Below are 14,126 nucleotides of genomic sequence, written 5' to 3'. Positions count from 1 at the left end.
AAGAACAGGGAGAACCGTTTATGGTTTATCTCCCTGTTCTTTTTTTTGCCTGGATGAGGATTTTAAAGGCTCATAAACTCATCCTGCTGCATCTGTTGGGCGCTCTGTTTCACCTTGATGAAGTAGAGGGCCAGAGGCCGGTAAACGGCGTGGGCCCACTTGGCAAAGAGGGCGCCGACTACAAAGAGCGGGACGATGAAGGCCAGGTGCAGCGCAAAGGCCCAGTAGGTGGCCGTGGGAACGTCTAAGTTCCTGAAGATGTGGGTGAGCAGGCCGGTTAAGACTGTGCCGCCTACCAGTAGCAAGAAAGTCCAGTCCGTAGAGTGAGACTGCTGGTGCAGGGGCTCTTTTTTCGCCAGCCGGCCGAGGAAGGATTCGATGACCACGTAGAGAACTGCGGCGGTGGCAGCGTACTCCAGAAGGCGCACCGGATGCAGCGCTGGAAAGATCGGGTGCGGGCTTCCCGTGACGAAGGCGACCTTAAGTCCATCGCGGATGACTTCCACGAGCACCATGAAGCCTGCGTAAAAAGCGAAGACAAGGAAACCTAAGACCAGGAGGAAGTGCTTAATATACCGGCTTCTATTGGTGCAGAGGCTGAACCGGTTCTGGGTTACAAAATGGTAGAGGAAGGTGCCTAATTCTTTAATGTAGACCGATGCAGGGATTTTAACGTACTGCCCGTATTCGCCTGGGTTCATGATGAATTTATGCATCCGCAGGATATTCAGCGCTACCATGAAGGCAAGCGCTACGCCGAAAAGCATGCCGCCGCCAATAACGAGGGACCGGGGCAGGAAGCTACTGAGATCGGCGTGTTCCGTAGAAGGTTGCCCCTGCAGGAGGAACACAAGGATCAAGGTAGCTGCAAAGAGCCCGGCCACCATTAGGAACTCAAAAGCCCGCGAAGTGTAAACCTTGAGTGAGAGGCCGGTCCAGTCGTAAAGGGAGGTGAGGTACCGGCGCATTGACATCATCACTTCGCCCGGGTTGGCCTGCCGCGGGCAGAGCCGGGAACAGTCACCGCAGTAATAGCAGAGCCACGGCTCAACAGCGTTCTTGAGCTTATCTTCCATACCTAACTGGGCAAAACGCATGAACCGGCGCGGAAACTGGTTTTCGTCCGTGGAAAGGGGACAGACGACGGTGCAGTTACCGCAGTGGTAACACTGGGTTGCGGTGGTAGCCCCAAACTTCTTGAGGGTGCGCGCCAGGTTGGGGTTGACTTTGACGGTCACTCCTTATTTCCCTCCTAACGTTGGTATTTTTACCGAAAGCCGGTTTTAAGGTTAGGGGAGGAGCAGAGCCCCTATCTTAGGGGACCCTGCTCCCGCAAACGCACGCCGCTTAAAAATATATTCTGCGCACCGGCTCTTAGAAGCCCTTGTACGGGTTAGGTCCGATCTCTTCGATCTGCTTTGCGAATTCGTTAATGATTTCGGGCAGATGTGGGTAGTCCATAATCTGGACCGTTTCGAACCTGATCCGCTCGGGCTCGAGCGCCAGCCGGCTCAGCGTCTCGGAGATTTTTGAGAGACGGTAACGGCAAAGCTCGCTGCCTTTAACGAAGTGGCACTGGTAATCTTCGTCGTGACGGCAGCCGAGGAGCAGCACGCCGTCAATACCCTTCGCGAGCGCGTCGCTGATCCAGACCAGGTTCATTGAGCCCATGCAACGTAGCGGAATGACCCGGATCCAGGGGCTCAGCGTGAGGCGGGCCTGCCCGATCATGTCGAGTGCCGGGTAGGCGTCGTTTTCGCAAACGATGACCACGATCCGCGGCTTCTCCTCATCTTCCTCGGGCACCTCGATGGCCTTGATCATGTTACCGATCTGGATCACATTGTAGTTCTTGAAGGAGATGATCCGCTGCGGGCAAGCACCCATACAGGTTGCGCACCGCCGGCAGCGGGTAGGATTGGGCAGCGGGTTGGCCTTCTCGTCTTCGTTGATGGCGCCAAAGGGGCATTCGACCGTGCACCGCTTACACTGCGTGCAGTTCTGCATGAAGAACTCGGTGACGGAGTTGTCCCAGACGCGCGGGTGGACGGCGCAACCCTGTTTGGTCAGCTCGATACACTGAATAGCCTTGAGCGCGGCGCCAGTAGCGTCGTCAATTGTGCTGGGGACGTCCATGGGTGCCCGCACGGAACCGGCCGCGTAAATACCGGTACGCCGCGTCTCGTAGGGGAAGCAGATGAAGTGGGAATCCGGGAAGCCGTACTTTAACATCGGCAGTTCCGGACCCTGGCGGTACTGGAGGTTGAGGATATCAGACTTATAGTAAACGTCGGGCCGGACCTTGAAAACCTCAATGTTGCCCTTCTTCGGTTCCTCTTCCTCTTCAGCACCCACAACCACCATCTCGCCTAGGCAGGCCGTAGAAACCATACCCGTAGCTAACACTACCAGGTCGATGCCGTCAGCTTCGATGTTATCGTTGACGAGGACATCTTTGGCCTTAATGACGAGGGTTCCGCCAGCACCCTCTTCAATCTTGGGCTTTTCGGTCCGGAAGAAGACCACGCCTTCCTGCTGGGCGCGCTTGTAAAGGTATTCGTGGAAACCGGGCGCCCGGAGGTCCTTGAAGAAGATGTAGACCGCGGCATCAGGATTCTGTTGCTTAACGTAAATCGCCTGCCGCAGCGAATCAAGACAACAGGTAGCAGAACAGTAGGCGAGATGCTCCGGATCCCGCGAACCGGCGCAGAGAACGAAGGCCACGCTCTGGACCTCTTTGCCGTCCGAAGGCCGGACGATCTTGCCTTTCTTAGCCATCTCCTCGAGCTGATCCGTGGTCACTACATTGGGTGAGCGGCCGTAGCCCAGGTGTTCAAGTTTAGTCGGGTCGTAGGGCACGGCACCGGTCGCCATGACGATGGCGCCGACCCGTTCCGTAACCTCGCCGCCCTTGGTTTTGATCACTGCATCGAACATGCAGGGAGCGCCGCTGATCTGCGCAATCTGCGCCCCTGTGTAAACCTTAATGTTGGGATTGCTCTGAACTTCTTTGATTCTGTCGTGAATATCGGGATCGACTAATTCGTTATAAGGCGGGCTGAGTGATACCTGCTTGTAGGCACGTGCCATATAACCGCCGAGGGTATCGCTTTTTTCGACAAGGACGACCTTGCTTCCCGCCTTGGCAGCTTCGAGGGCGGCGGTGATGCCAGCAAGCCCACCACCAATTACGAGGACAGACGTTGCCAGGTCCTGAACCTGGTATGGTTCCGGCGGGTTGGCGTCCTTGACCTTGACGATGCCCATGCGGAGCTGGTCTTCTGCCAGCATCTGCGTATCTTCATCGTTCGCCGGGTGGCACCAGATGCACTGTTCGCGCAGGTTGACCCGGTCGACAATAATTTCCGGCGGGAACTTAAAAATGTCGGTGTTGACCCGCGGCGAGCAGGCGGCGATAACGATACCGTTTAGGCCCTCTTTCTCGATATCTTCCTTGATCAGCGCTACACCTTCCTGGCTGCAGAGGCAGTCGTGCGTTTTGCAGATGCCTAACTTGTATTCACCCGTAGCCACCTTTGCCAGCGCCTCGATGTTCAGGGCCTCGCCGAGCCCGCAGCCGGTGCAGATATACGCGCCTATTTTATTCGCCACGGCAGATTACCCCCTCTTCAGAGATTGGATGGCTTTAAGCGCTGCTGCCGTTGCGTCCCTGACCGATCCGGATACATCCAGCGGGCTGGCGACGCAACCGGCGCCATAGATACCAGGCGTCGTATCGGCTACGAAGCCGTCCGGCGTCCGCGGCAACTCAACCGGCACGTACTTGGAGGTCGGGTCCATGCCGGTTGCCAAAACCACGAGGTCGAAGGTTTCGCTGAGCAACCGTCCGGACTCCTGGTCCTCCGCCTGCACGGTCACGTCTTTGGTCGCCGGATCTTCGGTGATGGTCCCGACCTTGCCTTTCACCAGGGTGATATTGCCCATCTCCTTGACCCGGTTGAAGAAGTCCTCGTACCGGCCCATGGCCCGGATATCGATAAAAAAGATGCTGATCTGAGCGTCCGGATGCTTTTCCCGGACGTAGGTGGCCTGCTTAAGGGAGGCCATACAGCAGACGCCGGAGCAGAAGGGCAGGTGGTTTTCGTCACGCGACCCGGCGCACTGGACGAACGCGATTTTCTGCACGGGCTTACCGTCGGAAGGACGCAGGATTTGCCCTCCGGTAGGGCCGTTTTCGGCCGCGAGGCGTTCCATCTGGACGTTAGTGATGACGTTCTTGTACTGACCGGCGCCGTACTGGGTAAGCTTACTGATGTCATAGGGATTCCATCCGGTCGCCCAGATGATGGCGCCTACCTGAAGCGTGATTGTCTGGGGCTGCATGTTAAGGTCGATTGCGCCGTAGGGACAGGCAGCCACGCACTTGCCGCACTTAGCTCCTTCACAGGCGGCGGCATCGATTGCGTACTTGGCGGGGAAGGCAAAGATGTGCGGCAGATAGATCGCTTTGGTCCTGGCGAGCCCATAGTTGAACTCGTCGCTTCTTTCTGCCGGGCAGACATCCACACACTTCCCGCAGGCGGTGCACTTGTCAGTGACAAAGCGAGGATTAAGCCGCACCTTTACAGTGAAGTTGCCTTCTTGGCCGGAGATCTCCTCGACTTCGGCCTGGGTAAAGAACTTGATGTAGGGGCTGTTTTTGATGCGCCTCAGGTTGATTTCGAGGCCGCAATTGGGCGGGCAGAGCTTGGGGAAGTACTGGTTAAGCTGCGTCACCCTTCCGCCAAGGTAGGGCCTCTTTTCGAGGAGGATGACTTCGTAACCCACCTCCGAGGCTTCGACGGCTGCAGTGATGCCGCTAATGCCGCCGCCGACTACCAAAATCGCTTTGTTACCCATCCTGTACCACCATCCTTTCGTTCTCAATAACCGGCACCCTGAAATCCTCCTTCACGTGAAGACTTTGAGCGGCCAACCCGGCAAAAAGAATATCGTATTTTTCCTTCGACACAGGAAGGAAAGCTCCTTCTTTAATTTGCTGAAAAATTGTGATAATTAGGCGGTAAAACCCGGGATTAGGCGAAAAAGAGAAAATGGCGGGCAAAGCCGCCATCCGGCTCTGCCCGCCATAACTTATCTTCAGTCAACGATGTAGATGACCGGCCGCTTGATAATCTCCCAGTTGCCGGTGTTCCGGTCCCACTTCACGTTGACGAAGCAGTTGAAGTTCTCGTCCATCTTCGGGAAGTCAGCCCGGAAGATGTAACCGGGGTACCGCGTTTCCTCGCGGGCCAGCACGGTCCGGACGTGCGCCTCGGCCTGCCAGGTCCGCTGGATGTTCTCGAAGACCCGCATCAGCTCGTGGAGGCTCCGGGCGATCATCTTCTCGCCGTCCTCCTTGAGCCATTCGAGCATCTTCAGGCAGTGCTCGAGTTTGTACTTGTTGGTGGCGTAGTTCTGGCTCCAACCGCCGGCGTACTCGTCCATGAGCTTCTGCAGCCGGAAGAGGTACTGCCGCGGGACGATGTAGTTCGGGTTAACCTCGTCGGTGGTGCCGTAATCCTTGTACTGCTCGTAGATCTCGAAGGGCTTCTTAATCCGCGCCTTGAACTCCTCGACCTGCGCCGGGTCGGGGTTAGGCATGGTGTTGTTCTCGAGGATGAACTTGATGGCCGCCTTCGCGGCGATACGGCCTTCGGTGAAGGAGCCGGAGGAGAACTTGTGCGGCGAGGCGCCACAAGCGTCACCGGCGGCGAAGAGACCCTTGACGGTGGTCATCCGGTTGTAGCCCCAGTTGTACTCGGCGGGCGCCAGGTCCGCGGGGCCGCTGCACCAGCAACCGTTAGCGCCGGAGTGCGAACCGATGAAGTAAGGCTCGGCGCCGGTGATCTCGGACGGCATCTGCTCCGGCCGGATGTTCATCGCGGCCCACAGGTTGGCCTGGCCGATGGTCATGTCGAGGAAGTCCTCCCAGGCCTCGCTCTCGAGCTCTTTCATTTTCTTCTTGAAGGCCTTCTCGTCGCCCTTGTAGGCTTCCGCCAGCGCGGCGATTGCCCGCTCGGTCCTCATGAGCAGCGGACCCTTGCCGTCCCGCTCCTCGAGGATGCCCTGGTAGTTCCGCAGGTTGGTCGGGATCGGCTTGGTGGAGGCGTACGGTTCCCACGGCGCCAGGTCCGGCTTACGGGTTTCAGTGTAAACCTCATCCAGCGCGTTGGTGGCGGTGGACTTGAAGAGGAGGAACCACGCACCGACCGGGCCGTAGGCGTCCTTGAAGCGGACGGGCACGAAGCGAATATCTTCGCAGGTCCGCTCGGCGCCAGCCCTGATGGTGAAGTAGGTGCTGGAACCGGTCGAGAAGGGCGGGTACCAGGTCCGGCCAAGACCCTCACCGGTGGAACGCGGCCGGAAGACGTGCACGCAACCACCCATCACGGCCAGAACTGCTTTCGCCTTAAAGACGTAGATCTTCTCCTCGCGGGTGCTAAAGCCGATCGCGCCGGCGATCCGGTCGCCGTCCATGAGCGGCTCAATAATGAAAACGCGCTCGTAGAGCTCCATGCCGGCCTCGTTGAGCGCCTTCTTCGCAGCTTCTGCCACCAGGATCTTATAGGACTCACCGCTGATCATAACCTGCCAGGCACCCGAACGAATCGGCTTGCCCTCGGCGTCACGCCAGATCGGGAGGCCCCACTTTTCGAAGAGGTGGACGCTAGAGTCGACGTGACGGGCGATGTCGTAGCAGAGGTCCTGCCGGACAATACCCATCATATCGTTGCGGACGTAGCGGCAGAACTCTTCCGGCGTCCGCTCACCATTCCCGATGTTAAGGTACATATTAATAGCGGAGAGACCCTGCGCAACCGCGCCGCTCCGGTCCAGGGCGGCCTTGTCCACGACGGTAACCTTGAGGCCGTTTTTCTTCGCCCAGTAGGAAGCCTCGTAAGCCGCGCCGCAACCGGCCATACCGCCGCCGCAAATCAGAAGGTCAGTGGTGACTTCAACGGTTTCGAAATTCGGTACCGGCATTCCTTTAACCTCCTCCGTCAGTCTTATTTCTTCAGAGTAGCGAGATCAAACCCGGCAGATTCGGGTTCGGTGAAGAGGTACTGGTCGTTGATGTCGGTAGCTTTGGAGCCGCTGCCGTAACCACCATCAACCACGGCGCCGCCTTCCGGTGTGGTGCGGATGGGGAACTTGAAGCGCTTCACTTCACCGTCACGGAACTTGATGGTCCACATGATATCCTGCGAACCGCGGAGCGGCACGCACTGGGAGCCCATCGGGACGAAGTCGGCGTAGCCTCTTACGTCAATGGCCTGCTGGGGGCAAATCTTCGCGCAGCAGAGGCACTCCCAGCACATCTGGGGATCGCGCTGGTAGGATTTCATCCGCTCTTTGTCGAGGATCATGAGGTCGTTCGGGCAGATATACATGCACGCGGTTTTGTCCTGACCCTTGCAGCCGTCGCACTTCTCGGCGATTACGTATGCAGGCATAACTCAACCTCCTTAAGCAAGCGATTTATTTGTCTGTAGGGAAACTTCGTGCAGGAAACCATGTGCGGAATCTCTGGGGTTTGTGAACCACCTCCTTTAACGGCAAAGTAGGCAGCTGCGGAAAATCATTTCATTTTGCCATAAGGCACGCAACAGGGGCTGTTGCGGAATCAACGACAGTAGTAAGGGAATCAGCTTAATTTAATTTTCATTCTCCGTTTCTAACGAAAACCCTTCCGGTTCTATCCACTTTTTACAATATCTTTTTTGCAACTCTACGTTTAAACCTTACCGGGGGGACAACCCTTTGTAATTTGTGTCTATTTTAACAAAGTCCTTTTTGGCATGTCAAGTAGTTAATAAATTTTTCGTTGCCAATAGGATGAGCCGCTGGTAGAAGTTTTTTGGGGAATTTACCTATTTAATTTTTAAATTCTAACTACCGATTCCTTTATATAGTAGAGTTAAGGTCGGACGTCCTCAGGCTGTAAAAACGGAAAAGAAGATTTTTCTCAGGAAGGAAATTATAGCTATTTGGCGAAAACAAACCTAATACGCTTTTGGAAATTAAGCCTGGCGTAGCTTAAGGAGGCGAATGCTTAAGTGGGATGACTTGCGGCTTTCGGGCGGCGGCCGTTACGATTGCCTTCTGGCTTGTCCCCCTGGCGCTCCGGGTTTTTGCCGGAGGCTTAGGTTGTAACGAAGAGGTCTGGGTAGTGCATCTGGTGCCGGCGGCGCTTCTTGCCTATCGCTGGGGGGTGCGAGGGGCTCTGGCGGCGGCGCTGGTTACTATCGTAACGATAAGCGCCGCTAGCCTATCTATGAAAGATGCCGGCGATTTACCGGTCATGGGGCTTATAGTTGGCGTGGCGTTATTTACTGGTCTTTTATTCGAGCGTAAGCAGAATAAAGAGGCGGAGCTTTGCGAGACGGTAAATGAGCTGGAGCAACTGGTGATTACCGATCCCCTTACCGGGGTTTACAACCGGCGCTACCTTTTTGAGCGCCTGCAGGCGGAGGTGGCGCGGGGAAGGCGCTACAATATCCCGGTCTCGGTGGTGATGCTCGACCTTGACGGCTTCAAGGCTTATAACGATAAATACGGACATTTGGCGGGGGACGTTTTGCTGCAGAATGTGGCTAAAGCCATCCGTAAAGCGCTGCGTCAGGAAGACGTTGTGGTCCGCTACGGCGGTGACGAGTTCGCCGTTATTCTGACCGGCGCCGACGCCCGGTCCGCAATGATTACCGCTGAAAGGCTCCGTAACACTGTGAAAAGCACCGGGGTAAGCATGAGCCTGGGGGTGGTAACCTACCCGCAGGACGGCACTACGGCCGAGGAGCTTCTGCGAAGAGCCGACTGCTACCTGTTAGCGGCCAAAGCTGCGGGGAAGGACCGGGTTTACGCGCTTCAGGGATAGATTAGCCGCCTCGGCCCAAGGGCTTAGTGAAAAAGAAAACAAATGAAAGCGGTATTTTCTTAAAAGGTCAAAAAAGCACTATCGTGTAAAGTAAAAATTCCTGCGGCCAATTTTGGAAGTTACCCACTGTTCCGCAAGAAACAGCCTCGAATCTTGACCTGGACCTCTTTTCCCTGCTATATTTTTTCTGTAACGTTTCTGGACCCAAATGCTAGGAGGGGGGCGAATATGGACAGGTTACGGGTCTGGTTTCTTATGGCGTGCCTTTCGGTGCTCCTCGTTCTGATCGGCCGTTTTATTGGCGGCAACCATGGAGCGTTCCTCTTTTTCCTTATTGCGGCCGGCATGAATTTCTTTACGTATTTCTACAGCGATAAAATTGCGCTTAAAATGACCGGGTCGCGTCCGCTGGCCCGGGAGGAAGCGCCCGAAATTTACGCCATTCTCGAACGGTTGACACGGCGGGCGGGGCTGCCGCTGCCGCGCGTTTATCTTACACCTTCGCTGCAGCCGAACGCTTTCGCTACCGGCCGGAACCCGCAACACGCGGCGGTCGCCGTGACTCAGGGGCTGCTGCAGCTTCTTACCTGGCAGGAGATTGAGGGCGTGCTTGCCCACGAGCTCGCGCACATCAAAAACCGGGATACGCTTACCGGTACCATTGCGGCCACCCTGGCGGGCGCGATCACCATGATCGCGGATATCATTCGTTGGGGCTTCATTTTCGGTGCGGGGAGGAACGAAGAGGAGGGAGGCAATCCGGTTGCGGCACTGGCGCTGGCCATCGTGGCACCGCTGGCCGCGCTACTAATCCAGATGGCGATCTCCCGTGCCGGGGAGTTCCGGGCAGATGCTACCGGCGCCCGGATAGCCGGCAGCGCTGATGGTCTGGCGAGCGCCCTCTTGAAGTTAGAGCAGGCGGCACGGCATCTGCCGATGCACGTAAATCCGGCAACATCCCACCTTTTTATCATTAACCCTCTTTCCGGTGAGAGCCTGTTGCGCCTTTTTAGCACTCACCCGCCGGTAAGCGAGCGGGTAAGGCGGCTGCGGGCGCTCGCCCTGTAGGATGCGGCCTTAGCGGCTGAGCTGAATGGCGATTCTTTCCGGGGGTTGCAGTGCCTTTTCTCGTCTATCTTTTCGGTGATATACCGGCGTGCGGCGACCGTCCGGGTTGACCGCCGCGGGGTTGCCCGGCCGTGCTGCCGTTGAGCTACCATTTTTACCGCAAGGCGCTGGAGAAGAGTTTCGGTTCGCGCGTGCGCTTCATCTATCAGGATTTCAACGCCCCGGGCGACTTTCCTGAGTCAAGCGAACTGGTGGAAGCCATTCGCGCGGCAAACCTCCCGCTGCCGGTGGTTATTCTCGGCCGGGAAGTTCTCGCGGCCGGCAGGCTTCCGGGGGTGGAGGAATTGGTGCGGGAAGTAAAAAACCGGCTCCCGAAAGAATAAAGGACGCTGCTGCAAGCGCCCTTCATACGATTTTTGGTGAGCAGGCCGGATACTCCCGGACGAAAATCATTAATGGACAGGAACGCGGACCGACCGGCGCTTGCCGGCTTCGCTTTTCGGCATCCGGATTTCGAGGATACCGTTACGGTAATTGGCGGTTGCTTCCTCAGGTTTGACCTCTACCGGGAGTCCGACCGTCCGGCTGAAGCTCCCGTAATAGCGCTCTGCATGGTAGATTCCTTCTCCTTGCTGCTCGTAACCGCGCTTCAGCTCGCCGCGCAAGGTTAGGGAGTCTTCAGTGACGGTAACTTCTACGTCATCCTTCGATTCAAGCCCCGGAATTTCAGCGACCGCTACTACCTCATTTTCCGTCTGGTAGATGTCCATGCGCGGTGTCGCTGCTTCGATGGGGGCCCCCCAGCGGAAGCCAAAGCCCGGTCGCAAGACGTCCCACAGCCGGTTCATCTGCTCCCGCAGGGTGGTGATTTCGCCGAAAGGATCGCGAAAAGGATCACGCCGCCGCATCAAGGCCATGTAAGGAATCCTCCTTAAATAGCATTCTTTTTATAGCTATATCCCGGCAGAAGCGTTATTATTAAGTATGGCGAAAGTCTTTTAAGAGAAACAATGGAGACAGACTGGTTCAGATGTCCCAACGGGTGGCACCGGCAGAAATAGCGGTTTCTTGTGGCGGGGGAGTACCTGAATGCGGCGTTTGCCAGTTGCGAAACTGATTCCGGGAATGAAGGTCGGACAACCGGTTTATGACGAAAACGGCCGGATCTGGCTTGGGAAGGGCGTAATCCTCACGCGCCGTTATATAGATAGACTGAGCGAGCTTGGTATTCCTTCAATTTACGTTGACGACGGACTTCTCGACGATATTGAGCTCGTGCACGTCATAAGTGAGGAAACCAGGCATAAAGCGGTCGAGACGGTAAAGTGCCTTTTTAAAGATACGCCGAAAGCAAGGGCCCTCAGCCTTCCACCTGAGGTGCACGAAAGGGTTAACGATATTGTCAATCAGGTGCTTGGTAGCAGGGGAGCGCTTTACAGCCTCATCGATATCCGCGCCGAGGCCGAGTACCTTTTTTGCCACTCGGTAAACGTGTGCGTCCTTGCGGTGATGGCCGGGGCAACCCTTGGCTGGGGCCCGGAGCAACTCCACGACCTTGCGCTGGGGGCGCTCCTGCATGATATCGGCATGGTACGCGTTCCGGCTGAGGTGCTCAATAAGCCCCGGAAGTTGAGTAAGGAAGAGTTTGAAGCGATCAAAAAACATACCATTTACGGCGAAAAGATGCTTGAGCACTATGCCGTGGCCAGGGTCGTCGCGCGCTCACACCACGAGCGTCTGGACGGGCAAGGATATCCGGACGGCTTAACCGGAAGCATGATTCCGCCGGTGGCACAGTTGACCGGGATGGCTGACATCTACGACGCTTTAACAGCGGACCGGCTACACCGGCGGGCTTACCAGCCTCACGAGGCGTACGAGATGCTGGCCGGCACCGGTAATTTCTGGTTTGACCACGAATTGGTGGAGGCTTTCCTTTATAATATCGCGGCCTTCCCGGTAGGGAGTGTGGTGCGCCTCAGTGATCAAGCCGTGGCCGTAGTTACCGAAAACCGCCCCGGTTTCTCGCTTTACCCACGCGTGCGGGTTCTGATCGAACCCGACGGGAAGAAACCTCTGTCTCCCCGGGAATTCTGGTGTCATGTGGAGGGGGTAGGAGTACTGCAAATATTGGACCACGATGAGGTGGCGGTGCTTGGTCTTGCCCCGGCGTAAAAAGTGGAGGATGGGCCGGGAAGGCTATCGGTGAAACTACTGCCGGCATGATGGTGCGGCTTCAGCCTAGAAAGCTATCGGGGTGAGAGAATGATAAACCTCGAAAAGGCCTTACACCTGGCGCGGGAGGAATTCCGGCGGCGGGTTACCTCCGTTATGGGCGTCAAAGCAGGGGTAAGGATCGATCTTGAGGGAAGGCTTGTAGTGCCGCTTTACGGGCGCGAGTACGCCTTGCCTGTTCGGGACGGGGAAGATGTGGCGCCTGCGGTAGAAATCCTCCTGCTGCACTACCTGACGCGAGCATCCGGCCTGCTACCAGAAGGAGAGAAGGTTTCTTTCAAGGAATTGCCCGATGGCTTTATCTACAACGTGCCTTTCACGAACAGAGTTATCCGGCCCTTGGTGGCGACGTTTGGCAAGGAACCACCACTGCTCTTAAGGGCGGGGGAGCGGCTGGGTGGGAAGCCTGTGCCTTTCGGGGATGCGGCCGTCGAGCTTCTGGCTTTGCCGCGCGTCCCCGTAACCTTTATCGTCTGGGGTGGTGACGCGGAGTTTCCGCCCAACGGCAGCATTCTCTTTGACGGTACGGTTCCCGGGTATCTCAGCACTGAAGATTGCGTGGTGCTGGCGCAGATGGGCGTGGGCGCTTTGCGCGCTGCGCTAAAGACCTTGAGTTGAGGGGGTGTAGCGCTTTGCTCTTCAAGGAAAAAATCCTGAGTTCCGAATATCCTTTCCGAGGTAAGATCCTGAATGTCCGCGTCGACCGGGTGCTCCTGCCCGATGGCAGGATAAGCACGCGCGAGGTGGTCGAGTATTCCGGCGCGGTTGCCATTGTGCCGCTCACCGAGACGCTTGAGGTTATCATGGTCCGGCAGTACCGCCACCCGGTCGGCAGAGAGTTGATCGAGATTCCGGCAGGCAAGATCGAGGCCGGCGAGGAGCCCGAGGCTTGCGCGCGACGGGAGTTGGCCGAAGAGGTGGGCCTTCAGGCCGGGCGTTTGGAATTCATCGGCCGGTTTTACCCGACTCCGGGTTTCGCAAACGAACTTACGCACCTTTACCTGGCAAGGGAGCTGACTCCCGGCACGGCGTCGCCGGACGACGGGGAGTTTTTAGAGGTCGTCCGGCTGCCCTTTGCGGAGGCGCTGGGTATGGTTCTGCACGGGGAGATATGTGACGCCAAGACAATCTGCGGGCTGCTCCTGACGAGCCGGATGCTCGAAGGGACGGAGGCGAGGTAACGGTTTCGGAGGTAGATCCGGCGTTATCCTACCGCAAGGTTTTGCTCTTACGGCAAAAGTGACCGGGGAAAAATGGAGCCGCTCACCTGTAAAACGAACGGTAAACGATCTTATCTCCCTCGAGCACGGCCTTAGCAGCGACTAACGTCTTGGTCGGCGGTGTAGCACTGATGCCGGCGATGGAGAGAGCTACAGGAGCAAGGCGGCCGGCGACGACCACCGTGGTGCGGTCACCGTAAAGGCCTGCGGCCGCCCGCCCGGCAAGGTGGCCGAGAACCACAATGCTCCCACCAGCGCTCACCTGGGCACCGGGGTGAACGTCTCCGGTGATGACGAGGTGTCTTTCGGTTTTAACGGCTTGCCCTGCGCGGAGGCTCCGGTTAAGTAGCAGAGCGGGCTCAGCCATCTCCGGCAGTACGGCGGGCTCCGGCGGTATGGGGGAAAGAACTTGCTGGTGCTTGTAGCAGATAGCGCTGCTTGGCGTGGCGGTTGAGCTTCGCTCTGCAGGCCTACCCGCATACGGGTAAGTGATATTGTCCGTATAAATCAGTCCGTAGCGGGCCACAATCCGGAGGAGTTCCTCCCTGTGCTCGGCAGGGATTTCGGTTTGGCCGTTATAAAAGGTGACGCGTGCCCCTTTAAAGAAATCGCGGGCCTGTTCTAACTGGCGGAGCAGGCTTTCTTTAAGTTCATCGAAAGTACGGGCCGGATTGAGCATGATTACCAGACCGTCGCGAGTTCCCTTGATCTGCACGCCCTGCATT

Annotated in this window: 13 protein-coding genes; 6 read left to right on the top strand and 7 right to left on the bottom strand. The window is 57.1% G+C overall.

Annotated elements, in window-relative coordinates:
• Positions 1–62: 62 nt before the first annotated feature.
• From EDD75_RS02745 to aprB, 5 genes are all read right to left on the bottom strand, one after another.
• The gene (locus EDD75_RS02745; RefSeq protein WP_123927683.1) at positions 63–1,238 is read right to left on the bottom strand and encodes a 4Fe-4S dicluster domain-containing protein; all 1,176 of its coding nucleotides are present in this window, start codon (positions 1,236–1,238) and stop codon (positions 63–65) included.
• Positions 1,239–1,374: 136 nt separating this feature from the next.
• Positions 1,375–3,612 carry an FAD-dependent oxidoreductase gene (locus tag EDD75_RS02740; protein WP_123927680.1) on the bottom strand — a complete coding sequence of 746 codons (2,238 nt, stop codon included), beginning with the start codon at positions 3,610–3,612 and terminating at the stop codon, positions 1,375–1,377.
• A gap of 6 nt (positions 3,613–3,618) precedes the next feature.
• Positions 3,619–4,860, bottom strand: coding sequence for a CoB--CoM heterodisulfide reductase iron-sulfur subunit A family protein (locus tag EDD75_RS02735; protein ID WP_123927677.1), 1,242 nt, complete (start codon positions 4,858–4,860; stop codon positions 3,619–3,621).
• 240 nt (positions 4,861–5,100) lie between these two features.
• Positions 5,101–6,987 carry an adenylyl-sulfate reductase subunit alpha gene (gene aprA / locus EDD75_RS02730; RefSeq protein WP_123927674.1) on the bottom strand — a complete coding sequence of 629 codons (1,887 nt, stop codon included), beginning with the start codon at positions 6,985–6,987 and terminating at the stop codon, positions 5,101–5,103.
• 23 nt (positions 6,988–7,010) lie between these two features.
• Positions 7,011–7,457, bottom strand: coding sequence for an adenylyl-sulfate reductase subunit beta (aprB, locus tag EDD75_RS02725; protein WP_123927671.1), 447 nt, complete (start codon positions 7,455–7,457; stop codon positions 7,011–7,013).
• A gap of 608 nt (positions 7,458–8,065) precedes the next feature.
• Here aprB and EDD75_RS02720 point away from each other — a divergent pair.
• From EDD75_RS02720 to EDD75_RS02710, 3 genes are all read left to right on the top strand, one after another.
• Positions 8,066–8,878, top strand: a complete 813-nt coding sequence (locus EDD75_RS02720) for a GGDEF domain-containing protein (RefSeq protein WP_123927668.1) — start codon at positions 8,066–8,068, stop codon at positions 8,876–8,878.
• Between the two features lie 228 nt (positions 8,879–9,106).
• Positions 9,107–9,946: a zinc metalloprotease HtpX gene (locus EDD75_RS02715; RefSeq protein ID WP_123927665.1), complete on the top strand. Its 840-nt coding sequence runs from the start codon at positions 9,107–9,109 to the stop codon at positions 9,944–9,946.
• Positions 9,947–10,077: 131 nt separating this feature from the next.
• Positions 10,078–10,329, top strand: a complete 252-nt coding sequence (locus tag EDD75_RS02710) for a hypothetical protein (protein ID WP_123927662.1) — start codon at positions 10,078–10,080, stop codon at positions 10,327–10,329.
• 69 nt (positions 10,330–10,398) lie between these two features.
• On the opposite strand, the gene EDD75_RS02705 is transcribed toward EDD75_RS02710, so the two are convergent.
• Positions 10,399–10,863, bottom strand: coding sequence for an Hsp20/alpha crystallin family protein (locus tag EDD75_RS02705; RefSeq protein ID WP_123927659.1), 465 nt, complete (start codon positions 10,861–10,863; stop codon positions 10,399–10,401).
• Between the two features lie 172 nt (positions 10,864–11,035).
• Here EDD75_RS02705 and EDD75_RS02700 point away from each other — a divergent pair, with 172 nt between their 5' ends.
• The 3 genes from EDD75_RS02700 (at position 11,036) to EDD75_RS02690 (ending at position 13,362) form a co-directional block, all read left to right on the top strand.
• Complete coding sequence (locus EDD75_RS02700; RefSeq protein WP_123927656.1) at positions 11,036–12,121, top strand: HD-GYP domain-containing protein; 1,086 nt, start codon at positions 11,036–11,038, stop codon at positions 12,119–12,121.
• Positions 12,122–12,211: 90 nt separating this feature from the next.
• Positions 12,212–12,799: a DUF3786 domain-containing protein gene (locus EDD75_RS02695; RefSeq protein ID WP_123927653.1), complete on the top strand. Its 588-nt coding sequence runs from the start codon at positions 12,212–12,214 to the stop codon at positions 12,797–12,799.
• A 14-nt stretch (positions 12,800–12,813) separates the two neighbouring features.
• On the top strand, positions 12,814–13,362 hold the full coding sequence (locus EDD75_RS02690; RefSeq protein ID WP_123927649.1) for an NUDIX domain-containing protein: 549 nt from the start codon (positions 12,814–12,816) through the stop codon (positions 13,360–13,362).
• 82 nt (positions 13,363–13,444) lie between these two features.
• Here EDD75_RS02690 and EDD75_RS02685 read toward each other — a convergent pair whose 3' ends face one another.
• A complete protein-coding gene (locus tag EDD75_RS02685) occupies positions 13,445–14,125 on the bottom strand; it encodes a septum site-determining protein MinC (protein WP_170157676.1) in 681 nt (226 codons plus the stop codon).
• Between the last annotated feature and the right edge of the window lies 1 nt (position 14,126).

The sequence above is a fragment of the Thermodesulfitimonas autotrophica genome (assembly GCF_003815015.1).
Lineage (GTDB): Bacteria > Bacillota > Desulfotomaculia > Desulfotomaculales > Ammonificaceae > Thermodesulfitimonas > Thermodesulfitimonas autotrophica.
Note: the sequence above shows the minus strand (reverse complement) of the source record. Positions and strands in the feature narration are given on the sequence as shown.

Excerpts from the sequence above, each read along its gene's own strand:
- EDD75_RS02735 (WP_123927677.1), bottom strand. The coding sequence starts at position 4,860 with ATGGGTAACAAAGCGATTTTGGTAGTCGGCGGCGGCATTAGCGGCATC.
- aprA (WP_123927674.1), bottom strand. The coding sequence starts at position 6,987 with ATGCCGGTACCGAATTTCGAAACCGTTGAAGTCACCACTGACCTTCTG.
- aprB (WP_123927671.1), bottom strand. The coding sequence starts at position 7,457 with ATGCCTGCATACGTAATCGCCGAGAAGTGCGACGGCTGCAAGGGTCAG.
- EDD75_RS02720 (WP_123927668.1), top strand. The coding sequence starts at position 8,066 with ATGACTTGCGGCTTTCGGGCGGCGGCCGTTACGATTGCCTTCTGGCTT.
- EDD75_RS02715 (WP_123927665.1), top strand. The coding sequence starts at position 9,107 with ATGGACAGGTTACGGGTCTGGTTTCTTATGGCGTGCCTTTCGGTGCTC.
- EDD75_RS02705 (WP_123927659.1), bottom strand. The coding sequence starts at position 10,863 with ATGGCCTTGATGCGGCGGCGTGATCCTTTTCGCGATCCTTTCGGCGAA.
- EDD75_RS02700 (WP_123927656.1), top strand. The coding sequence starts at position 11,036 with ATGCGGCGTTTGCCAGTTGCGAAACTGATTCCGGGAATGAAGGTCGGA.
- EDD75_RS02695 (WP_123927653.1), top strand. The coding sequence starts at position 12,212 with ATGATAAACCTCGAAAAGGCCTTACACCTGGCGCGGGAGGAATTCCGG.
- EDD75_RS02685 (WP_170157676.1), bottom strand. The coding sequence starts at position 14,125 with ATGCAGGGCGTGCAGATCAAGGGAACTCGCGACGGTCTGGTAATCATG.